Annotated in this window: 17 protein-coding genes, 4 tRNA genes and 5 pseudogenes; 12 read left to right on the top strand and 14 right to left on the bottom strand. The window is 36.9% G+C overall.

Going from position 1 to position 20,792, the window contains the following annotated elements:
• The first annotated feature begins 162 nt into the window (after positions 1-162).
• Positions 163-245: transfer RNA gene (locus MF1_RS03730), tRNA-Leu, on the top strand.
• An 800-nt stretch (positions 246-1,045) separates the two neighbouring features.
• Here MF1_RS03730 and MF1_RS03725 read toward each other — a convergent pair.
• Positions 1,046-1,402 (bottom strand): helix-turn-helix transcriptional regulator, encoded by a 357-nt coding sequence (locus MF1_RS03725; RefSeq protein ID WP_161510494.1) that lies wholly within the window; start codon positions 1,400-1,402, stop codon positions 1,046-1,048.
• Positions 1,403-1,442: 40 nt separating this feature from the next.
• Between MF1_RS03725 and MF1_RS07160 the strand changes: the two genes are divergently transcribed.
• From MF1_RS07160 to MF1_RS03710, 4 genes and pseudogenes are all read left to right on the top strand, one after another.
• On the top strand, positions 1,443-1,577 hold the full coding sequence (locus MF1_RS07160; RefSeq protein WP_342212005.1) for a hypothetical protein: 135 nt from the start codon (positions 1,443-1,445) through the stop codon (positions 1,575-1,577).
• A 163-nt stretch (positions 1,578-1,740) separates the two neighbouring features.
• The gene (locus tag MF1_RS07155; RefSeq protein WP_342212004.1) at positions 1,741-1,908 is read left to right on the top strand and encodes a dATP/dGTP diphosphohydrolase domain-containing protein; all 168 of its coding nucleotides are present in this window, start codon (positions 1,741-1,743) and stop codon (positions 1,906-1,908) included.
• A 79-nt stretch (positions 1,909-1,987) separates the two neighbouring features.
• Positions 1,988-2,047 (top strand): annotated as a pseudogene (locus MF1_RS07180) (hypothetical protein); the annotation flags it as partial.
• A 14-nt stretch (positions 2,048-2,061) separates the two neighbouring features.
• On the top strand, positions 2,062-2,391 hold the full coding sequence (locus tag MF1_RS03710; RefSeq protein ID WP_240532103.1) for a hypothetical protein: 330 nt from the start codon (positions 2,062-2,064) through the stop codon (positions 2,389-2,391).
• 462 nt (positions 2,392-2,853) lie between these two features.
• Here MF1_RS03710 and MF1_RS03705 read toward each other — a convergent pair.
• Positions 2,854-2,943, bottom strand: a tRNA-Ser gene (locus tag MF1_RS03705).
• 1,395 nt (positions 2,944-4,338) lie between these two features.
• On the opposite strand from MF1_RS03705, the gene MF1_RS03700 reads away from it, so the two are divergent.
• The 4 genes and pseudogenes from MF1_RS03700 to MF1_RS06860 all read left to right on the top strand — a co-directional run bounded on the left by MF1_RS03700 (position 4,339) and on the right by MF1_RS06860 (position 5,543).
• Positions 4,339-4,548 carry a hypothetical protein gene (locus MF1_RS03700; RefSeq protein ID WP_014923995.1) on the top strand — a complete coding sequence of 70 codons (210 nt, stop codon included), beginning with the start codon at positions 4,339-4,341 and terminating at the stop codon, positions 4,546-4,548.
• A 65-nt stretch (positions 4,549-4,613) separates the two neighbouring features.
• Positions 4,614-4,802, top strand: a complete 189-nt coding sequence (locus MF1_RS06665; protein WP_197738330.1) for a hypothetical protein — start codon at positions 4,614-4,616, stop codon at positions 4,800-4,802.
• Positions 4,803-4,972: 170 nt separating this feature from the next.
• On the top strand, positions 4,973-5,200 hold the full coding sequence (locus MF1_RS06605) for a hypothetical protein (protein ID WP_050998750.1): 228 nt from the start codon (positions 4,973-4,975) through the stop codon (positions 5,198-5,200).
• A 47-nt stretch (positions 5,201-5,247) separates the two neighbouring features.
• Positions 5,248-5,543, top strand: a pseudogene (locus MF1_RS06860) (hypothetical protein).
• A gap of 456 nt (positions 5,544-5,999) precedes the next feature.
• On the opposite strand, the pseudogene MF1_RS03685 reads toward MF1_RS06860, so the two are convergent.
• A pseudogene (locus MF1_RS03685) lies at positions 6,000-6,275 on the bottom strand (type II toxin-antitoxin system RelE/ParE family toxin).
• Positions 6,276-6,450: 175 nt separating this feature from the next.
• Here MF1_RS03685 and MF1_RS07235 point away from each other — a divergent pair.
• Positions 6,451-6,925, top strand: a pseudogene (locus MF1_RS07235) (hypothetical protein); the annotation flags it as partial.
• A 937-nt stretch (positions 6,926-7,862) separates the two neighbouring features.
• On the opposite strand, the gene MF1_RS03680 reads toward MF1_RS07235, so the two are convergent.
• The 3 genes from MF1_RS03680 to MF1_RS03670 all read right to left on the bottom strand — a co-directional run bounded on the left by MF1_RS03680 (position 7,863) and on the right by MF1_RS03670 (position 10,306).
• Positions 7,863-7,937: transfer RNA gene (locus MF1_RS03680), tRNA-Val, on the bottom strand.
• 97 nt (positions 7,938-8,034) lie between these two features.
• Complete coding sequence (gene cpdR, locus MF1_RS03675) at positions 8,035-8,397, bottom strand: cell cycle two-component system response regulator CpdR (protein WP_011179292.1); 363 nt, start codon at positions 8,395-8,397, stop codon at positions 8,035-8,037.
• A gap of 997 nt (positions 8,398-9,394) precedes the next feature.
• Positions 9,395-10,306, bottom strand: coding sequence for a serine aminopeptidase domain-containing protein (locus tag MF1_RS03670; protein WP_161510493.1), 912 nt, complete (start codon positions 10,304-10,306; stop codon positions 9,395-9,397).
• A gap of 273 nt (positions 10,307-10,579) precedes the next feature.
• Between MF1_RS03670 and MF1_RS03665 the strand changes: the two genes are divergently transcribed.
• A complete protein-coding gene (locus tag MF1_RS03665; protein WP_014923997.1) occupies positions 10,580-11,086 on the top strand; it encodes an Hsp20 family protein in 507 nt (168 codons plus the stop codon).
• A gap of 230 nt (positions 11,087-11,316) precedes the next feature.
• Here MF1_RS03665 and MF1_RS03660 read toward each other — a convergent pair.
• Positions 11,317-11,393: transfer RNA gene (locus MF1_RS03660), tRNA-Pro, on the bottom strand.
• A 616-nt stretch (positions 11,394-12,009) separates the two neighbouring features.
• Between MF1_RS03660 and MF1_RS03655 the strand changes: the two genes are divergently transcribed.
• Positions 12,010-12,384: an iron-sulfur cluster assembly accessory protein gene (locus tag MF1_RS03655; RefSeq protein WP_042995363.1), complete on the top strand. Its 375-nt coding sequence runs from the start codon at positions 12,010-12,012 to the stop codon at positions 12,382-12,384.
• 76 nt (positions 12,385-12,460) lie between these two features.
• Here MF1_RS03655 and mazG read toward each other — a convergent pair.
• From mazG to MF1_RS03620, 7 genes and pseudogenes are all read right to left on the bottom strand, one after another.
• Positions 12,461-13,287, bottom strand: a pseudogene (gene mazG, locus MF1_RS03650) (nucleoside triphosphate pyrophosphohydrolase).
• A gap of 31 nt (positions 13,288-13,318) precedes the next feature.
• Positions 13,319-14,248: a lipid A biosynthesis lauroyl acyltransferase gene (locus tag MF1_RS03645; protein WP_161510492.1), complete on the bottom strand. Its 930-nt coding sequence runs from the start codon at positions 14,246-14,248 to the stop codon at positions 13,319-13,321.
• A 6-nt stretch (positions 14,249-14,254) separates the two neighbouring features.
• Positions 14,255-15,283 (bottom strand): zinc-binding dehydrogenase, encoded by a 1,029-nt coding sequence (locus MF1_RS03640; RefSeq protein ID WP_161510491.1) that lies wholly within the window; start codon positions 15,281-15,283, stop codon positions 14,255-14,257.
• A gap of 66 nt (positions 15,284-15,349) precedes the next feature.
• A complete protein-coding gene (locus MF1_RS03635; protein ID WP_161510490.1) occupies positions 15,350-16,624 on the bottom strand; it encodes a beta-ketoacyl-ACP synthase in 1,275 nt (424 codons plus the stop codon).
• Positions 16,625-16,638: 14 nt separating this feature from the next.
• A complete protein-coding gene (locus MF1_RS03630) occupies positions 16,639-17,814 on the bottom strand; it encodes a beta-ketoacyl-ACP synthase (protein WP_161510489.1) in 1,176 nt (391 codons plus the stop codon).
• Between the two features lie 10 nt (positions 17,815-17,824).
• Positions 17,825-18,109, bottom strand: coding sequence for an acyl carrier protein (locus tag MF1_RS03625; protein ID WP_014924005.1), 285 nt, complete (start codon positions 18,107-18,109; stop codon positions 17,825-17,827).
• 203 nt (positions 18,110-18,312) lie between these two features.
• Complete coding sequence (locus tag MF1_RS03620) at positions 18,313-20,622, bottom strand: NADP-dependent malic enzyme (RefSeq protein ID WP_161510488.1); 2,310 nt, start codon at positions 20,620-20,622, stop codon at positions 18,313-18,315.
• Positions 20,623-20,792: the final 170 nt, after the last annotated feature.

The raw sequence follows: 20,792 nt of genomic DNA, 5'->3' as shown, positions 1-20,792 counted from the left end.
TTTTCTTTTAGCGGAAGCAGTTCTGTCTGAAAAGCATAGATTTTTTTTGTAATTTGTAAGAACGGCATGTATTTGGGTTTTTGAATATATTTGTTTGCTTTTTTTTTTTAATTAATGCTATAGAAACACTGCTTGTATAAGGTTACAGGTTTGTAAATTTGAGCGGATGTGGCGAAATTGGTAGACGCACCAGATTTAGGTTCTGGCGGGAGACTGTGGGGGTTCGAGTCCCTCCATCCGCACCATTTTCCTCTTCCCTTGAATTCTCTATGATATCATCTGATAGCGCCTTATCTATCATTTTCTCCTTAATTAGGCATGTTTTGCCTTCTCAGTTCTTGTGAAAAAGCGTTGATATTTTGTGTTGTGATTTGTTTGATAAAGAGGGGCATTTTTTTAAAAACGCCCTCAGAGTTTAAATGACATCACAGAGTGCAAACGGTGTTGCTGTTTGTCTGTAGCGTAGACAACAGCATCAGTCACTATTGTTGTTTTGCAATATCATCTAAAAAACAGCTATATGCCGTGCTGTGTAGGATAAAGTCGTGATTTATGATGCCACAAAATACTCACGTTCCCTTTCTTTCTTTAATGTAGAAAATTTGGCAATGTGTTCAGAGATGTCTTCACAACGATTAGTTTCTGGTTCGATACGAAAGATCTGAATAGCATTATCAGCATTGTCGATAAAATCGATTGAGATTTAGCAATGTTTTCTACCTCATCACGACACATAACTAAGAAAATTTCATCTGAATTTATCGAAATAGGTTTGCTCACAACAGCCTCCATACTTGCCTATTGGCAACGGTTAATTCTTAAAATATGGAGACATGTTTAATATGCATAATGCATACATATCAACAAAAATACTCGTTATGTGTATTTAGCAGACAAGGTAATAAAAATTCCTTTTATAGGATTTTGATTAATAGAAGATTCTCTGCAAAAAGGAGAGAGGAAAGGATCATGAAGAAAACAAAAATGATATGGAATTAAATAATGCAATTAATTTCTTATGTTAGTTATAAAAGGAAAAAAGCTTTCATTTTTTTTCATCGTCATTTAGGCGATTTAAAAGGTGAAGAATTGTTTCCTTATCTGTCTGACTTGTTTTCTTTAGCAGATCAATGATTTGCTCTTCAATAGGTTTTCCGACTGTAGAGATTGGAAAAGAGGGGCCATCTCCTTCTTCTCCAGTTAATAACCATCCCTCACTAATTCTAAATGCTTTTGCGTATTTTTTAGATGCGCGTGATATTCCTCTAAGTCCTTGCTCATGTTGTATATAGCTAGAGTAATTCCATCCAAAATATCTAGCTGCTTCTTTAGCGCTTCTAAAACCACGTACTAAACGGGCTTTCATCAATCTAGAGGATTGGTCTGTTATTTTATCGAGCATTTTTATCTCCTATATATACTCATAATGCATACTTAATTTCATGAATGAGATAAATGTAAAACAATTGCAGAAAAGCCTTAATCTTACGCTGAACGAAATGGCGGTGCGGTTAGGACAATATGGCATTGGGAAAAATATGGTGTTTCTTCAAGAGAGGCAGTTGCTTGTCTTTTAGAAGCTTTATGGGGTAGGGAAATATCTTCAACGTGGTGCCTTAGTAGAAAGTTCCGGTGTTTATGCGGTGTGTGTGCATACTGAAACTTTACAGCCTTAAAATGAGCATGGCTGTAGAAAAAATATGAATTCACGGAGGATGTAATTTGATTTTATGAAAAAAAATGATTTTTTCATATAGGAAATTACAAGGTGGTGCAGAAGAAGCAAGCGAGAATGATGCTGGCAAAGCTCATGTTGATCTCATCCCACCGTTAGCCTTGATTGAGATTGATCGTATTCTGGAATTTGGTGCAAAGAAATACGGCGCAAACATTGGCGTAAGGGTATGAATTAGAGCCATTTTTATGGAGTTGCTTTACACCATTATTATCATGGGCTGGGGAAGAAGATAAAGATGTTGAGAGTGATTTATCACACTTAGCCCATGCGGCTTGTTGCCTTCTTTTTTTGATAAAAGTGCGAAGCTAAAAAGATAGGTTGTGATGATCGTCGTCAGAGTAATTAATGGAGATTCAAATCAAATGAGTTGGAATGAAGTTTTATTGGTAGTTTTAGTTGTGTTGTTGCTTTTTAGTGGGATCATATTTCGATTTGCTTTGTATTATCGCAATCAGATTAAAAATCTTAAAGATGAACTCGAAGAGAGAAAGCGTAAGGTTTTAATAGAAACTAAAGCGATAATTGATCAATGTGCTACGGATCTTAAAAAATATGATGCGGAAATTAAAATACGCGACGAGAAAATTGAAAAACTAAAACAAGAGCTTCAACATCTCGAGGAAGAGGGTAAGGCAACCTCTTATATGAAATAAGTGAGGAGCGAAAGATGAAAAAAACACCGCGTTATATTTTTAGCGCTTCAGAGGATTTAGTATATATGCGATAGGTTTTCCAGATAGCTGTACGCTCGTTTTTGGTAATTCTGATTGGAGTTTTTCTTTTGATGAAAACAACCATTTAATAGCTAAAAGCGCTCTAGGACCAGCGTTATACGTAGAGGTACATGGTATATTACACAAGCTTTCAAAGAGAAGTTTCAGGGATTATTTCAGAAACACAATCAGCAGTCTACACGTTCAATTTAGAAGTGCTTCGTAATTGATATGATTTTAATCGGTCTGTCGCGACTTCCATTTCATTCCACGCTGCTTGAATTTTGTTACAAGGTTCTGCGTGTTAAGCACATAAGCACATCTGCCATGAATTTAGATTACAATATACAAAACCTGGTGACAAAGTACAGCCAATAAGTTATGTGCAAGTAAAAGTAAAAATGGCGGAGGGGGTGGGATTCGAACCCACGGTACAGTCTCCTGCACGCCGGTTTTCAAGACCGGTGCCTTAAACCGCTCGGCCACCCCTCCAAACTGAATATGCTTTTTTACAAAGTTCTTGCAAAAGGTCAATCATTTAAATCTACTTCTAAACGTTTTTAATAAAATTACTTGAATGCCAATCAAAAATAAGTCTTAATTCACCATTTTTTGAGAATTATGTTTAAATCAGTAACCATATTTTAGGGTGGGGAATTTTTTTAAAAGGAATAAAAGGTTAATATGACGCTTGTGACAAAATTATATATTTTTCTCAGCTACTGAAACAGTAAAAATTCTCGAGAAAACTTATTTTTTTGTCCAAAATAGTTTTCTCCTTTTCTGGTCTAATTATAGACTCCTTTCATATAAGATTATAGAAAATTATACGAAAAAAATCAGACATGAAGCCTGTCCATAGACTTCCATTTTAGTTTACGTGATCGTAATCACAAAAAACTCAATTCCCTATCTAAACTAGCAAAGTCTATCTTATGATACAACATATGGAAACATAATGTTGTATTGTTATGGAAATGGTCAGATGTTGCAGATATCACATGTATTTAAATTAAGATAAAATAGCTCCAGCAATTTCACTCCACTTGTAATGGATGAAGATTTATCACTCACCCCTAATTTGTTCCTGTTTTGCAGGTTTGATTTTAAAACTTATTTTTCAATTCACAGATTAATTTCTATTTTAGCTTGCGATTGAATAGTTTTTTCTGATTTAGAATAAGATGTTCAAAATAAAGAAATATTACATTATCAAATAATTTTATTCGATATGTCACTTTAGAATAGCCATTTTACGGCTCTATGCAAAAATGTTGTGGGGATGACATCTGATGCACTTAAATTCATATATTGCAAAGTAATTATTACTTGTTTTTTTATCTCAACAGGAATGCAAGTATAAACAATAAAATCATCTTTATATTGTGGACTGCCTATTTGCTAACACTTTTCTGTAGGGTGGCTACATGAATAGTTTCAAATTAGCTCGTTCGGAATTTAAAAGCATAAAAAATACCTTACCCATTAATCGTAATGACACAACACCTTTCAAGGTGGGACTGATTTAATTCGTAGGGACTTTAGAAAATCTTATTCTCTAAGTGTTCAATCTTAGAATAAATAATAGAAAAATTATATATAAGGTCCATGGTGGGCGATGAGAGGTAATCAGCTCGAATCGAAACCTTATCCCAAGATCAACCATCCCTTCATGAGCAAGAGAACGTTCCCAAAAAAAGCCAAGCGGTCTAGAACAGATCGAGGCTGTCGTTTGCCTGATAATTTTGAACCTGATTACGATTTTTTTAATTCGGGTGGTGTCTTCAGAGCAAGTCAAAGTCGAGATTGCTAAATTTCAGGATTATTGGAAATCCAGGTAGGAGAGGATGTACCAAAACTGATTGGTAGACAGCATGGCATAATTGGGTGCGAAAGACTATGGAGGATTTAGAGAAAACGAAAAACATTAGCAAAAGCGGTGGAAATTATGGAAATTACCCTCAAAAGCAAAAAAGCGTTGGTGAACGTATCTCAGACAGCATCTTTGATATCGGATTTCGGATTACTTTGAAGCATATTCACGCCATGATGGGCCATGATGACTTCGGGATTGCCCTTGGTTTTCAAAGCCGGTAGTGTGTTAACGAAAGCAGGAAGAGATTGCTTTACAGGCTTGTGATCGGCTTCAAGAACTGCTTGCAGTGAAAGCGGAGAAAGAGGATATCGCAAAGGCGATTCGTATGCTTTCGTATGGTTTGAAAATATCTCAGTATGTTGATCATGAGGAGATGGTGCTTATTTATGGAATGGTTTTGGAAGATGTTTCTGCATGGTCCCTGATGACAGCAGTAAAACTGATTTTATATGATAAGATAGACAGCTTCAGCTGATCCGATACGTTTTTTTCAAGCACGCGGGAGTTTGTGAGATTATGCCGTGGTTTAGAAAACAATCTTTTGGTACGAGCGAGGGTTGTTTGTAAGGCCTGTTTTGAATAGCTATGAAAGCAAGGCGATAAGAGAGAACTTACAACCACTAACGCTTTGTTTAGAAGCAAGAATTGGAAAAGGTTTTAAAGGGTATTGGAGGAAGCGTGAAGAAGATTAAGGGTACGCAAAGTGGTGGAATTTCTATTTTGCACAAGAGTATCGAATTAGATATGTATTTAAAATCGACAAAAAAGCACCATACAGAGCAAACAAGTGATTTTGTTACAGCTTATGAAGTGCAAAGTAGCTCTGTATGGTTAAGTTTGAGGCAAATAAGCCAATTTGAAATTAGAGAGTAATATAATACACTTTTAACTATCTGTTCTTAACAAAAAGTAAACAGAAAATGCAAAAAATACACAAGAAGTTTATTGCAACGGGGAGTGGGAGTAGCAGAGTATTTTTACAATCTTTATGAATACCCTGATAATACGAGAGAGTGTGAGGAGTTTGATGGTGAAATACTATGATATGCCTGAGAATGCCGGATTACAGTACCAAAGCGCAAGTGAAAACATGGCTTTATAGAGGGGAGGATTCCTAAAAACGCTCTGAGTTGTGAGTCTCTGATAGATGAACCTTAACGAAGACATTAAACAGTGTTCAGTGAAAGCTTTTGTGAGGATGAAGATGCGGAGATAATAGCATAAGCGCTTAATAGGCAATCAGGGAAATGTAAAAAGAAAAAAAGAGCAAAAAACCATCAAAAGTCGCTTGATAAAGTTGTAGTTTGGTCACCAACTTCATTCCTACAAGATTGATGTATTGGAACTTAAACTATGAAACGTGTAGTGCTGGAATTTCACGGACATCTATTTCATGGTCAGCGTACCAAGCGTTATAGGCTGTTTGCATACGTAGCCATAAGGGTGATTCATTGCCCAACAATTTGCAAATACGCGCTTGCGGTTGTTTCTATAACAGGGCGTTGTCTTTTAAGAATACCATGCAAGTGTTGGCATGATATTTGTAGAAGAGGGGCTTGTTTCAGTTTTACTGATGTCTAAATGTTCTAAGGCTTCAGCTAAAATTTCTCCTGGATGAGAAGAGCAGCGGTTAAGTGTGTATAATCATAGGGGAAAACCCCTTTTAAAAAACTTAATGGTATTGTTCCAGATTAATCCGTGTTGCATGGCCATTAATAAATTCAAATGTAATACACCATGGTTCATTAACGTGTATTGTGTAGCGAGTTGATATAAATCCTCTAAGCATATGGAAATTATAACCTAGGAAATTGAGGTCACTTAATTGAGAGGCTGCTTCAGGAGTATCCAAATGTCGTATTATTCACTGCTGAAATTTGTTATCAGTTTTGCTTTCCCCTGTTTCTAAAAGAGATTTTAACCCTTTGTTTTAAAATACCTTTATCATAGTAAACTGAAAAATTTTATATCATATACAATACAATATAATAAGTTACAATTATCAATAAATATGTTACACATAACGATAGTATTTAAAAAAAATTATAGCTTAAAAAAAATCCGTTAATTGACTTTAACTGTGATACACGCTTTGCTTTTCCAAGCAACCGTGAATCTACAAAACAGATCATCCAAACCGCGTGCATTGGTCAGGTTTGAGTGATACCATATATTGGATGGTTGGTGAGAAGAATTTTACCAAGACTTCCCTGATGATGAAACTGTAGGGGGCAACAGAAACAACAAATCCAATCATCTTTATGCATTCGGCAATCTATGCAGGTTCTTTTATTCGGGGCTCTAAGATTATCTTCAGTTTCTAAAAGATACAGGACAAGCGCGGTGCGAGGAGTGCAGAAGCGATAGCCTTTTGTAGCAGTGATGCGTTTTTTTGTTGATGATGGTGGCTTTTATCAGATGGGTTTTGAAAATGTTGACCGAACTGTTTTTACAACTTTTGATAAGTTTGCGTGATGGGATGTAAGGTGTGATTGATCCGGTTTATAACCATATTTACTGGTCATTGAAGAGTGGTAATAATCAACAAATCACCTTTTTTATGATTGGGATTTGCAAAAATGCTCCACCATTCATGGACATGCTAGTCAATCTCTTTTCGTCTTTAAAGCTGTTGCTCATAAGGAGTTAACACGTCCCTAAATTTTCTGTGTTACTACTCTAAAAGTTTAACGTGTGTTTCTGTGCAGATAAGATACAATTTGTCTCTTTCGATTTAATAAGTCAGCAGTTAATTTTGTTTGAAGGGGCTGTCAAGGCAACTTGTCTAAGTCCCTTTGAGTAGGTGTTTGTGGTATGATTCGCTAAAGATCTTTCCTCAATCAGAAGGCTCAATAACGTATACAGTTTATTCATGTTCTGACTGCTTTTTTTATCTTGTGACATGGAAGATTAATGTTTCTGAACGAACAGGGGGGGAGTATATTAAATGCCTCATAAGTTCTTACACAGAGCACATTGGCATTTTTCCTTTAACCCTTTGTCTAGTTTCTGTATCGCTTTGCGTGTAAAGCTATTGGATACTTCTAAATCGGAAAGGTAAACAGCTTTCCTTAGCTACACGCAAAAATGTCATGCAGATGAGATTTTATGCACGAATCGATGTGCTCCAAATTAATCAGTGTCTATTTTTTCATTCTTTTAACTTTGATTGTAAAATATAGCTACATTGTAATTTTATATCCAACTATTTGGAAAAAATTTTGCTCTAATAAAAATTGAAAAAAAAGATCATTGGGTAATATAGCTTATATCAGGAGAAAAAACATTCTTGAGAACAGAAGAAAATGCTTTTAGAAAGGTTTTTCTAATAAAATCGCCTAATCCATTTTAGCTGTGAAATCGTTGGCAAATTCGCTAGCACTTTAGAAGTGTTTTTCACAACAGGACTTACCAGAATTCAAACAATTGCTAAAAAAGTTGGCAAAAAAGAACGCCCTTTTTAGGACTACGTTCGAAAATCCTATTCCCTTATTATTTACGCACCCCGTATCTTTAAAAAGGTATATAAATTAACTGGTGGGCGTGACAGGGATCGAACCTGTGACCCCTACGATGTCAACGTAGTGCTCTCCCGCTGAGCTACACGCCCATTAATGGTATTGCATACACCACATAGAATTGGAAACGTCAATGCCTAATTTATTTTCTCTTTAACCAGTTACGAATAACTTGAAAAAATATCCCTTCTAAGCAGCTATAAGTATTTTTTCAACTTCATTAACGAGCTCACGCAAGTGAAATGGCTTAGAAAGCACTTTTGCATCAGGAGGGGCATCGCTATTTGAATTGAGTGCAACTGCTGCAAAGCCTGTAATGAACATCACTCGTAAATCAGGATCAATTTCAGTAGCACGTCGTGCTAGTTCGATTCCATCCATTTCTGGCATCACAATATCAGTAAGTAGAAGAGAAAATGGTTCTTCTTGTAAACGTTCATATGCGCTAACACCATTATCGAAATCAGCAACTTCGTAACCTGCACGTTCTAAGGCCTTTGCTAGAAAGCGGCGCATATCGTTATCATCTTCTGCGAGCAGGATTCGTTTCATGATTATCTTCCAATTACTCCATTCGTCAGAGTTTTTTGCCGCATTAATTATACAATATAGAGTATTTATAAAAAAAGTGGTAAAATACTCATAATTGGAATAAATGACAAAATGGTTAATTCTTAAATATTTTTCAAAAATACAGAATATGAGTTGTGAGTTAGTTAAATTCGAAATGTATGTGACATTAAAGAAGGAGCAATGTTGAGCATTTTAAGCGCGATTAATCACAAATTCTATTTCTTTTTGTTTTCCTTTTTATCTTGATTAGAGCTTTACGGAAGGGCTTATGGGAATGTTCATTTTAGAAACCGTCTCTATTAGGAGATGAGAAGGATGTTATGTTGGTTTACTATTTTTTGAGAAGTGACAGGAGGGGGAGTTTTTATAGCTGTTGATTTTTAGAATATTTGATTTTCCTTAAATAAATAAAAATTTTTATTTTTCTATGACATAACGTGAAAACAAAGTTTTTCTGTAAGAGATTAAGAACAGAGCTTCTCTATTTTGATTTGGGTGACTGTATCGTGGTGTATCAAGATTGTTCTGTCAATCATTGTCATTTTTTGCAAATTGAGATTAACTCTATAGAATTATTTAAGTGCTTTTTGATATTTTGTTTAGGAATGACTGCAATGAGGCTGAAAAATGGGAAGGTTCTGGGCTTTTAAGTCTCCATATAGCAATTTCTTTTTTTATCATGGAAACTCGTTTGAACTATGCAAGATCCAATGAAGCATATATTGAAGCTTAAGTGTTTAGTTTTTAGATTGGTATCAATAAGAGATTGGCATTCTACATTCTAAGAGAGCTTTTCTTATCGCGATCATGTCTGCATTTGCTCCTGGATTCTTTCATCTATTCAGGTTTCTTAAGGGTGTTATCTCTAATAACCACCCAACCATAATTAACCGATTATAGCGTTTAAACATTTTAAGATTTTTTCATTTACTCTGTTGTCCCCTTCTAAATTACGATCTTGTTAAAAGATGTTATCTTATGGCATGTTACCGGGAATAAATGCATCAAACGCAGCCCAAAATTGTTTTTGGTAATCTTCTTCATGCATGATTGTATCGAGTTCAGCCCCCGTAATTGTAATACTGTCTGTCAGATGCGTATGTTGACATAATTGGCGCACTTCAATGTTATTGGCAATATTATTTTGATTGGCAAGAACAAACAGTGTTGGGAGTTGTAAATGACCATTAAGGATGTTCTTTTTCATTCTATCAATTGCATTAAGTACTGATGCCATCCATCGAGATGTAGGAGGTTTTATAAGGAAACCAGGGGATAAAGGTGCTTCATTGGTGTGAAAAAATTGTGGTTTTTTTTGTTTTAATTTTTTTCCACCTTTAGCTGGTAAGAATCCAAGACCTATATCGGAAAGAAGCTGTGTTAATTTATGCGGAAAGCTATTTGTTTTATTGCCGAATGGAGCAAAAAGGGGAGAAACGCAGAGCATTCTATTAAATTTATGGTTAATAAGATCCAATCCACTAAGTGCTATTAATCCACCTATACCATAGGTTAGCATATAGTAAGGTGGCGGACAATCATGATAAACAATATTTTTAAGAAATTCACTTAAGTCATTAATATCATTATTAATATCAAAATAATTATGTCGAGTCTTTTTTCGTTTATAGGGTTGAAATCCTTCGTGATCAAACCAATCAAATATTGTTGTATAAAAACCGCGGTTCGAAATTTCATTCATTGGTAGGAAATATTCTTCTAAAGCATTTGCATAGCTTTTGAGAATAACAATGGTTCCCTTGGCTTTTTCCATTTTGGGATGCGTTATTGCAAAACGAATTTTGCGATCAATAGCTGTTTTAAGATAGCTATTGTGGATATCGGGAAGAGGGGAACCCCAGTCTGTAGGATAAAGAGGTATTTCCAATTAGAATCCTTATAGTGTCTTTTACAACTTATTAGTGTAAACTGAAAGGGGAAGAGAACTTACATTAATATAATGATGATGAGGGGTTAAGAAACAGTTATGTTGTTTTCGTATGTTTTGATGAATTAAAGTGAAAAAGAGTTGAAATAGGAAAGAACAATTCCCAAATAAGGAGTGCGGTTGCCATTTACTGGGACCGCGTGGTTCACTGGCAGGTTGGCCATTTGGGAACGTTGTGAGTCAATCATAGTCGCTCTAAAGGAGGGCAATATTATGCGTCAAGTAGATTTTTCACCATTTTATCGTTCAACAGTAGGTTTTGATCATCTTTTTAACTGGTTTGATTCTAGAACACAACCGGATGATGTTTCTTCTTATCCACCGTACAATATTGAGCGTTTAACTGAGGATTCTTATAGAATTTCTATGGCTGTTGCCGGTTTTTCTCAGGATGAAATTGATATCGAAACACATTGCAACCAGCTAATCGTTAAGGGTGAGAGAACATCTGAAAATGACGATGAAGAACGAGAGTTTCTTTACCGAGGCATTGCTTCGCGTGCTTTTGAGCGGCGTTTTCATTTGGCTGATCATGTTAAGGTTATTGGAGCAGAACTTGGCGATGGCCTTCTTCATATTCAGCTTAAAAGAGAAATGCCGGCTGAACTAAAACCCAAAAAGATAGTTGTTCAGGCGTCGTCATCTGTTGCAAATGTTGCAAAAAATGTTAATGATCATAGTATGCCTAAAATAAATTTAGAAAATGGGCGAGCCAAATAATTATAAAGTTTTTTAAAGAATAAAGTGACGCGAGACAAAGGTCTCGCGTTTTTATGTTCTATTGACGAACTTGTTTGAATAAAAGTTGTCTATCTCTAATTGAGATAGTAATCCTAGCTGTGTATCGTTTACATTGAAGGAAATGAAGTAGATTTTCAAAACGTTCCGCATATCTTGTAGACAATACAATAAGCACATTCTCGATTTACTGATATCTTTGAGGGAAAAAATGGTCGGAGCGGCGGGATTTGAACCCACGACCCCTTGACCCCCAGTCAAGTGCGCTACCAGGCTGCGCTACGCTCCGAACTGTGCAAAACGACTAAACGACTGTTTCTTTAAAGGCAAGAGAAAAATGAACAGAATAAAATCTAAAATGCTTTTGCCATTTAAAAAAAAGCTTATTCGAATAAAAACAAAATTTTGCACGTTAATTTTTCTTTGTTGATTCAGGATACGGAATAAAGCTGTCAAGCTCTTTTGATTATTTTTTGATTTTATAGTGCTCATACGCATATATTTGTTTCACTATTTTACGTGGGTAAAGATGAGAAAAGTTTTATGCTTCTAGACAAGTGGCATTTTAGAGGATCTATTAAATATGAGAGAAAAATAATATTCTTTTAATGTTTCTGTTTATCCATCGAGAATCTAACAAAAAGGTGAATACCTTTACAAGTATTGTAGCTGATACGCAGTATTGAAGTGCTTTTTTTTTCCGTTTTTGATTTTTTAAAGAGAGCTATTAATGTGGATAACAAAAACAGCAAAAATCCAAATTTTTGGATATGTGGTTTTTGTTCTGATAAGAAAAAATCAAAGCATTTCAATTTATGTCTTTTTGTTTTGTTTTTTGTATACCAGATAATAAAATATTGTAGATGAGATACTACAGTATTTGTTTAATAAGAAAAGAGTAGACGATGAGTCGTTTTTCGGTAGTAAATTTGACGCAAGCCGCAATGGATCGTGTTAAAGCGGTTATGGACGCAAAAGATGCGCGTGGTATTCTTATTGGTATCAAGAAAGGCGGCTGCGCAGGAATGGAATATACAATTACTCTTATAAAAGAAGAGGTTCCAGACGCAGATGTTGTTGAAGTTAACGGTGCTCGTGTTTTTATAGCACATGATGCAGTCTTATTTTTATTAGGAACACAGATAGATTATGAAGTGACAACACTTCGTTCCGGTTTTGTATTCAAGAATCCAAATCAAGTCTCAGCATGCGGATGCGGTGAATCAGTGGAACTTCGTCCTGCTTTGCAAAGTCAATTAAACGAGAGATATGAAGCTTGATTGATTTCGGTAAGATTACATTTAGTGAGTCAAGAATTTTCTTGATTTTTTAGGTTGATCCAAGCCGGAGTTTTCCTTACTTTGCATTTTTATCCTTATTCCAAAGAATTTCCATTTCGTTCAAGGATTGCGTCAGCTAGTTTTTTCGATTGAGCAGATATACTTTCTTCACTATAGGTAAAATGAATTTCAGAATTTTGTATTTGTTTTTTTAAGTGCTTTTTGTGAATCAATATTTAAATGACGTGCGAGATTAAATAGGGTAAAGTAGAGATTGCCCAATTCTTCTTCTATATCTGATGTTTTGTCATTTTTGATTGCATCGTTGAGTTCATTAAGTTCTTTTTCGATTTTTGCAAAGATTTTATGGCTTTCATGCCAATCAACCCTCACTTTAGCAGTTTCTTTTTGTAAAACAAGCGAACGCTTCCTGATCATTTGCTGGCTGAATCTTTTTCACTTTTGCAAGAGTGTTTATTGCAGAATTGGTTAGTAAGCTTACTTCTTCGGAGTATTTTTTTGTTCAGCTTGTTCTATTTTTTATACGCTCCCATTTATCTTCTAAAAAACCACGTTTTTTGCTCTGCATTGCCACAAAAATGTGAGGGTGGCGACGAATCATTTTTTCCGTAATCGCATAAACAACATCATCAAAAGCAAAGCTGCCTTCTTTTTGTGCAATCCTAGCATGGTAGACCACTTGTAGAAGAAATTCACCGAGTTCATCGCAAAGATCCAGTCGGTTTTTCTGTTCAATGGCATCGATAACTTCGTAAACTTCTTCAAGCATATAAGGGATGAGGGATTCAAAAGTTTGTTTATATTCCAGATATAATCGCCGTCACGATCTCGTAATGCTGCAACAACTGCGGTAAGATCTTTGATATCTTTTGACGCTAACATTTTTAGCTCCTCTGCAAACGAGATGAATGGGTTAGCTATCCCAACGTCTGTGTAACCACATCCATTGCCCTGGATATTCACGTACCCAACTTTCAACAATATCATTTAATTTTTGCGTGGAAGCAGCTATATCAATTTCATTTTTTTCATCAAGTGGAAGCTTTATACGTTCATACAACTCTAAACGATGGCGTCCTTTAGCTAAACGGATGCTGCGCGCTGGATAAATATCACAATCATATTGTCGTGCAAGTTTTATAATTAAGGGGTTTGTTTTAAGTGGTCTGTTGAAAAATGTTCCCAAAACACCTCGGCGAAATTTTTGATCAACAAGCATGCCAACATTTTCACCTTCTGCTAACTTAGTGGCCAATGCCCAAGCTGCACCAGCTTTGGATGGGACGAGATGTCCCATTAAAGCTTGTCGAGCTTTAAGGATGCGTTTTGCAATATAGGGATTATTGGGTGATCTAAATAATACTGTAACATTTACATCAAAACTTTGTGCGCATATAGGGAGAAGTTCGAAGTTTCCGGTATGGGCTGTGAAAAAAATGTGCGGTTTTTTTTCATTTTTTAATCTCTCAAATATTTCAGCGCCTTTAACCTCAATAAGACCTGGCTTCTCTGCACGAGGATCAAAGTCAAAAATTTTATCAAGAAAAATATATTCAGCTAAGCACAGCCCTATATTCTCCCACATTTCTATTGCAATTGCATGGAGTTCTTTTTCTGTTTTTTCTGGATATGCTGCTCTAAGGTTCGTAAGTGCGATTTGATGACGAGAGAAAAGGGGACCGAATGTTTTTGCAAACCAAGAAAAAAAAGAAAATCCGATATAAGCAGGAAAATGTTTTAAAATGAATAAAGCGCTGATGAGCAGATGTGCCCATAACCAATAAAATGAATTTTTAGCTATGATTTTAATGTGATACATAAAAATTTTAATATAAAACTTCATTATGATTTAATCCATTTTAAGAATAATTTTACCAAAAACATTACGGCTTTCCATTCGTTTTAAGGCTGTATCAATTTCTTCAAATTGAACAATTGTATCAATGACAGGGTGTACAACTCCTTGTGCCATTTTCTGCATGGCGTTTTGCATATTTTTTACACGGCAGCCAAAAGAACCAAATATCTTAAATTGTTGTTGGAACAACTGCATGAGATTTAGTGGTGCTGTAACTCCAGAGGTAGAACCACATGTTACTAAGCGCGCTCCTCGTTTCATACACAACAGAGAACCGTTCCATGTATTGGCTCCTACATGCTCAAAAACAACATCAACACCTTGTTTTTTGGTTAGTTTACGTACGACACCTTCAAAACGATCTTTACAGTAATTAATAACGTAATCCGCTCCAAGAGATTTTGCTTTTGCAATTTTTTCATCTGAACCGACAGTTGTGATAACTGTACAGCTCATATGTTTTGCCAGTTGAATGGCCGCTGAACCTATACCAGAACCACCTGCCTGTATCAGAATTGTTTCTTCTGCTTGTAGTTTTGCGTTATCGAAAAGCATATGCTCTACCGTGCCAAAAGTAATTGGAGCAACAGCTGCTTGCAGTTCATTACATTTCGCAGGAGCGGGAACTAATAGACGCGCTGGTAAATTTACAAACTCGCAGGCAAAGCCGTCAAGATGAAAACCGTAGATGCCTTTTACATGACTGCAAAGATTATCACGTCCTTCATGGCAGGCTTTGCATACTCCACAGGTGTGTGCACCATAAATTGAAACGATTTGCTCAAGTTGTAAATTTTCAACATTATCCCCTAATTGAACAACTTCACCAGAAGCTTCTGCACCAATTATGAGTGGCATTTTTCTTTTAGCAAAGGCCATACCCCGCCATCCCCATACATCAATATGATTAAGAGCAACAGCTTTTATACGCACTGTTACTTCATTGGGGCCGGGTGGTGGTGGCGGGGCAATATGAGTGATTTCAAGCCGGCGCTCATCAAATAATTGCAGTGCACGCATTATCATCCCCCTTAATATGTTATGTTATTAGGTTAAGTATTACAAAGTTTGGTTGTTATAAAAGGATTATCCTTTATATGCTGTAATAACAAGACTAGTATTCTGTCCGCCGAATCCAAATGAGTTTGACAAAACCGCATTGACACGGGCTTTGCGGCTATGATTAGGAACGACGTCTAAAGGGATAGCAGGATCAGGATCATTGTAATTGATTGTAGGGGGGATTATTCCCGATTGAATGGTTAACAGTGAAAAGACAGCCTCTATGGCACCGGCAGCAGTTAATGTGTGACCAATCATTGATTTATTGGAAGATACTGGAATGTGTTCTAAAACGTCGCCAAAAACTGTTGATAATGCGAGATGCTCCATCTTTTCATTTTCAGGTGTTGAAGTTCCATGGGCATTAATATAATCGATCTCATTTATGGTTATTTGAGCATCATCCAAGGCTTTGCGAACTGCTTCAATTGCAGGTGATGCATCGGGCTTTGAACGTGTACGGTGAAAATCATCTGCTGTTTCACCGCATCCAGCCAAAATTCCCAAAATTGTCGCATTACGTTCTAATGCGCTTTTAAGAGATTCAAGGACAAGAGCACCTGATCCTTCTGCCATAACAAACCCATCGCGGTCACGGCTAAAGGGTTTTGCTGCTTTTTCTGCAGGATCATTGTGGGTTGAAAGAGCAGATAATAACGAAAAGCGAATAAGGGATTCTGCTGAAACTGAACCATCTGTTGCAATTGTGAGAGCGCGATCTGTCTCTCCTCGTTGAATAGATTCAACACCTAATTGAATCGCTGTTGCACCAGATGCGCAAGCGGTTGAAAGCGTAACGGGAAGCCCCTTTGTTCCAAATTTTTCTTGAAGCTTTGCTGCAATTGCACCAAATTGTGTTGTTTCAAACAGCGTCTCATGAAGTTGATGGCTGCAAACTTCAAGAAGATGTTTATAGGAAGGTACATCATTTAATACTCCCTCTTGGTCAAGAGTAAAACGCGCGTTCCACTCAAGCTCAACAGGAGGAGCAGCTAAAAATAATGGCCCATTAAAATTCTTTTTATCAAAAACTGCTTGCGCTAGAGCTTCCTCTGCTGCAAGATCAGCAAGTTTTTCAGAGAGAGCTGAAGCACCAAGCGTGCTTTCTTTGAGAAAATCAATTGTTCCAGCAATCTGTGTCTTTAACCCTTCAACGGGAAAGCGCGTTATTTTATGGATGCCACTAACACCGTTTGTTAATTTCTGCCAATTTTCATGTTTACCTTGCCCTAGTGATGTTACAACTCCTGCGCCAGTTATTGCTACAAGCGGACGTCCAAGATGATCGTTATATTGCACTGTAGAAATCCCCTTTAAACAGCAGTGAGGCGTACTATACCTTCAGCTCTTTTTATACCAATAGTCGTAACAAATGCTTCATGCACTTCTTTAGAAAAAGGCTTTTCATGGGCACTTAACGCTGGAAAACAGCGCTTTTTTTCAACAGTAATAGCAGAAAGTGCAAGTGCTAAAAGAAATTGCGCCTCGCGCATATAACCAAATAATGTTGTAATCCCGCGGTAAAACATATCAGCATCATCAAGGGCATTTTGTTCTGCTTCTGTTACTTCATGAAATCCTGAAGCAGCTGAAATAGCCAAGGCAGATTTAGCTTCTATTGTTTTCAACATCGTTGCAATTGATTTTTTAAGTGGAATTTTCATTCTGTCTGTTTGATCCGTGATGATTTGCTTAATTTCAGCATAAACACGTGCATTACGGTTTCTTGCATGTTCCTCGCTTTCAAGGACCAGAAAGATGCCACCAGAACCAGTTATGACACCACCGCCAAGGCAATTTTTACGCTCCCATACCGGTGTCCATCCACTGCGTGTTAAGAGGCCTCCAAGCTCATGTGCCAATAACATATCATAACTTTGTGCATTATAGGAGCTGCCAACCAGCGCATGTGTACTTTGTCCTGATCGAATACGAGCCGCAGCAATTTGAATAGCAGAAAGTCCACATCCTTCTTCTCCCATGAAGGTACGAGAAGATCCTGTTACTTTATGAACAATTGAAATATTTCCAGCCAAAAGATTTGAAAGTTGCGCTAAAAACAAAGTTGGACGAAGTTCAGTTGAAAGGATTGAATTTAACATGGAAGCATGATCAGCTGCTCTGCGTGCCTTGGAAAGAATCTGTGTGTCAACGACAATATCACGTTCTCCTCCACCTGCTGCAATGATCATATCCATTGTCGATGTTAATTGTTCATTATTTTTCATACCTGCGTCATCAAGAGCAAGGCCAGCTGCGTAAGTACCAAGGCGTTGCCACGTTCCCATTTGCCGTTGATCATTTCTTTTGGGAATTTGTAAATTCCAGTCAACTTCCGGCAATTTATGGACAGTGTAGGGAGAAAAAGTTGAACAATCAAGATTTAGTGTGACTGTGGGATCATTCAAGAGATTCCAATGATGAGCAGTCCCTTCACCGAGAGAGCTTATGAGTCCTATACCAGTGATAAATACAGCTTGATCAAGCATAGTGAGAAAATTAACCAGCCTGTTTTAGGGTAACGAGTTCATCAATTTTTGCGCAAAGGTTTTTAAGAACAAAATATTCTTCAGTTGCAACTCCACCTTCATTGACTTCTTGAGTCCATTGTTCTAATGGAACTTTAATTCCAAAGGCTTTGTCAATAGCAAAAACAATATCAAGAAAATCAAGGCTATCAATTTCCAAATCGTCAATTGTATGACTTTCAGGTGTGATCATGCTGTGATCAATTTCACTGATTTCTGCGATAATATCAGCAACTTTATCAAACGTAGAGGGCAATGTATAATTCCTTATTTAATTTGTGGTTTTAGAAAATACTTTAACAATGTTCTGTATAACTTCTTTTATCTTAAAAAAAAACTTAATCTAGAATACAGTTATCTTTTTGATAGGACAAATGGGTTTGCAGAATATTAAATTATTACTTGTTAAGGTTAGAAAAAGCTATGAAATTGTGTTTTGAGCAAGGTTCACCTATTTCATCATGGAATTTTTCTATTTGCAGCAAGTACTGCGAGAGCTGTCATATTGACAACTCCTCGCGAAGTTACTGAAGGCGTTAGTATATGGACAGGGCGTGCAGCTCCGATCAAGATTGGGCCGACATGAAGTGCATTGGTTAGATTTTTGACAATATTGAGTGTAATATTAGCTGCATCAAGCGTTGGAAAGACAAGCAAATTCGCTTCATTTTTAAGGCGTGAATCAGGAAAAACACGATCACGAAAAATTTTAGAAAGCGCAGCATCACCTTGCATTTCTCCATCGGCTTCTAAATTTGGATATAATTCTGCGAGAATTTCAGTTGCACGGCGCATTTTACGTGCACTGTCGGTGTTTTTGGAGCCAAAGTTTGAGTACGACAATAATGCTGCTTTTGGCGTTATTCCAAATGCCTCAATTTCTTGAGCTGCTAAGACTGTCATTTCTGCTATTTCTTCTGCAGAAGGATTTTCATTGACGTAAGTATCTGTTAGAAAAAGAGTGCGATGCGGAGAGATAAGTAAACTAACAGAAGAAAAACAGCTAGTATTGGAATTAAGTCCAATAATTTGTTCAATCAATTCAAGATGACGCTCAAAACGACCTTCTAGACCGCAAATCATTGCATCAGCTTCTTCACGCATTACTGCGAGAGCAGCAATAGCTGTTGTTGATGTTCTCACGATTGTTTTTGCAACTTCAGGCGAGACACCACGTCTTCCTGTGTAACGAAGCAATAAGTTAACATAATCACGAAAACGTGGATCATCTTCTGGATTTATAAGTTCAAAATCTATGCTGGGGCGAATTCTTAAACCAAAGCGTTTTAATCGCGCCTCCACGACATATGGACGACCAATGAGGAGAGGAATCGCTGTTTGTTCTTCAAGAACAATTTGTGCTGCACGAAGTACGCGTTCATCTTCACCATTAGCATAAATTACACGTTTACGTTTTGCTGTTTTTACTGCTGCAAAAACCGGTTTCATCGTTAAGCCAGAACGAAATACGAATCGGTTAAGGACATCATAATAGGCTTCCATATCTCTAATTGGTCGAATTGCCACACCCGTTTCCATTGCTGCTTTAGCAACCGCAGGAGCGATACGCAGTATTAAACGCGGATCAAAGGGAGAGGGAATGAGGTAGTCTGGCCCAAAACTGGGTGGTTCCTTTGAGTATGCACGTGCTGCAACATCTGAAGATTCTTCACGCGCGAGGGAAGAAATGGCATAAACTGCTGCTATTTTCATTGCTTCATTGATCGCGATGGCACCAACATCTAATGCACCACGGAAGATATAAGGAAAACAAAGGACGTTGTTGACTTGATTGGGGTAATCAGAGCGTCCTGTGCAGATCATTGCATCTGGCCGGACAGAACGTGCTTCTTCTGGCATAATTTCTGGTGTTGGATTAGCAAGCGCTAAAATTAATGGATTTGGAGCCATTTTTTTCAGATATTCAGGTTTTAAAACACCACCTGCTGAAACACCTAGGAAAATATCTGCATTATCAATAATCTCGGATAAAGTCCGTGCATCAGTTTTTTGTGCATAATTGATTTTCCATCGATCCATAAGTGTCTTGCGACCTTCATAAACAACTCCCTCTAAGTCGCTAAGCCAAATATTTTCAACTTTTGCTCCAAGGCGAACCAAAAGATTAATACAAGCCAGAGCTGCAGCACCCGCGCCCGAGGCAACTATTTTTGCATTTTCGATTTTTTTCCCTGAAAGACTTAAGGCATTTAATACCGCCGCAGAAACAATAATAGCAGTTCCATGTTGATCATCATGGAAAACTGGAATATTCATCTTAGCGCGAAGTTTTTCTTCAATTTCAAAACATTCAGGAGCCTTAATATCTTCAAGATTAATACCACCAAATGTAGGTTCTAAGGCAGCTACGGTTTGTACCATTTGTTCAATATCGGATGCATCAATTTCAATATCAAAGACATCAATATTCGCAAATTTTTTAAATAAAACAGCTTTTCCTTCCATAACCGGCTTTGAAGCAAGTGGGCCAATGTTTCCCAATCCAAGAACAGCAGTTCCGTTTGATATAACGGCGACTAAATTAGAGCGAGCAGTATATTGAGCAGCAAGATTGGGATCTTTGTAAATTGCAAGACATGGGGCAGCAACGCCTGGAGAATAAGCAAGAGCTAAATCACGCTGATTATCAAGAGGTGTTGTCGCTTGAATTTCTAATTTTCCAGGTTTGGGATATTGGTGATAAAAAAGTGCGGCATTATCAAGTTCAGCTTTTTGTGGACTGAAATCATTATTTCGTTCTGTAGACATTGTTACGATATCCAGGTTAGTATACGTTTATGAATGTTCCATATACGATAAGATCTTGTACACTGATAGATCCTAATTTCTCTGAATACAAGAATGTACAGGTGTTGGAGCAAATTCTTCTTGATCATTCAACTAGTTTGATGATTCTTTTCATTTGCGCTAATTAACAA

This window comes from Bartonella quintana (assembly GCF_009936175.1).
In the GTDB taxonomy this organism is placed as follows: Bacteria; Pseudomonadota; Alphaproteobacteria; order Rhizobiales; family Rhizobiaceae; genus Bartonella; species Bartonella quintana.
Note: the sequence above shows the minus strand (reverse complement) of the source record. Positions and strands in the feature narration are given on the sequence as shown.

What these genes read in the sequence shown, in the direction of transcription:
- MF1_RS03725 (WP_161510494.1), bottom strand. Translation starts at nt 1,402, where the DNA reads ATGCTCGATAAAATAACAGACCAATCCTCTAGATTGATGAAAGCCCGT.
- MF1_RS03655 (WP_042995363.1), top strand. Translation starts at nt 12,010, where the DNA reads ATGAGTCGTTTTTCGGTAGTAAATTTGACGCAAGCCGCAATGGATCGT.
- MF1_RS07155 (WP_342212004.1), top strand. Translation starts at nt 1,741, where the DNA reads ATGATTTTTTCATATAGGAAATTACAAGGTGGTGCAGAAGAAGCAAGC.
- MF1_RS03630 (WP_161510489.1), bottom strand. Translation starts at nt 17,814, where the DNA reads ATGCTTGATCAAGCTGTATTTATCACTGGTATAGGACTCATAAGCTCT.
- MF1_RS03665 (WP_014923997.1), top strand. Translation starts at nt 10,580, where the DNA reads ATGCGTCAAGTAGATTTTTCACCATTTTATCGTTCAACAGTAGGTTTT.
- MF1_RS03620 (WP_161510488.1), bottom strand. Translation starts at nt 20,622, where the DNA reads ATGTCTACAGAACGAAATAATGATTTCAGTCCACAAAAAGCTGAACTT.
- cpdR (WP_011179292.1), bottom strand. Translation starts at nt 8,397, where the DNA reads ATGAAACGAATCCTGCTCGCAGAAGATGATAACGATATGCGCCGCTTT.
- MF1_RS03640 (WP_161510491.1), bottom strand. Translation starts at nt 15,283, where the DNA reads ATGCGTGCACTGCAATTATTTGATGAGCGCCGGCTTGAAATCACTCAT.
- MF1_RS03710 (WP_240532103.1), top strand. Translation starts at nt 2,062, where the DNA reads ATGATCGTCGTCAGAGTAATTAATGGAGATTCAAATCAAATGAGTTGG.
- MF1_RS03645 (WP_161510492.1), bottom strand. Translation starts at nt 14,248, where the DNA reads ATGAAGTTTTATATTAAAATTTTTATGTATCACATTAAAATCATAGCT.
- MF1_RS07160 (WP_342212005.1), top strand. Translation starts at nt 1,443, where the DNA reads ATGAATGAGATAAATGTAAAACAATTGCAGAAAAGCCTTAATCTTACG.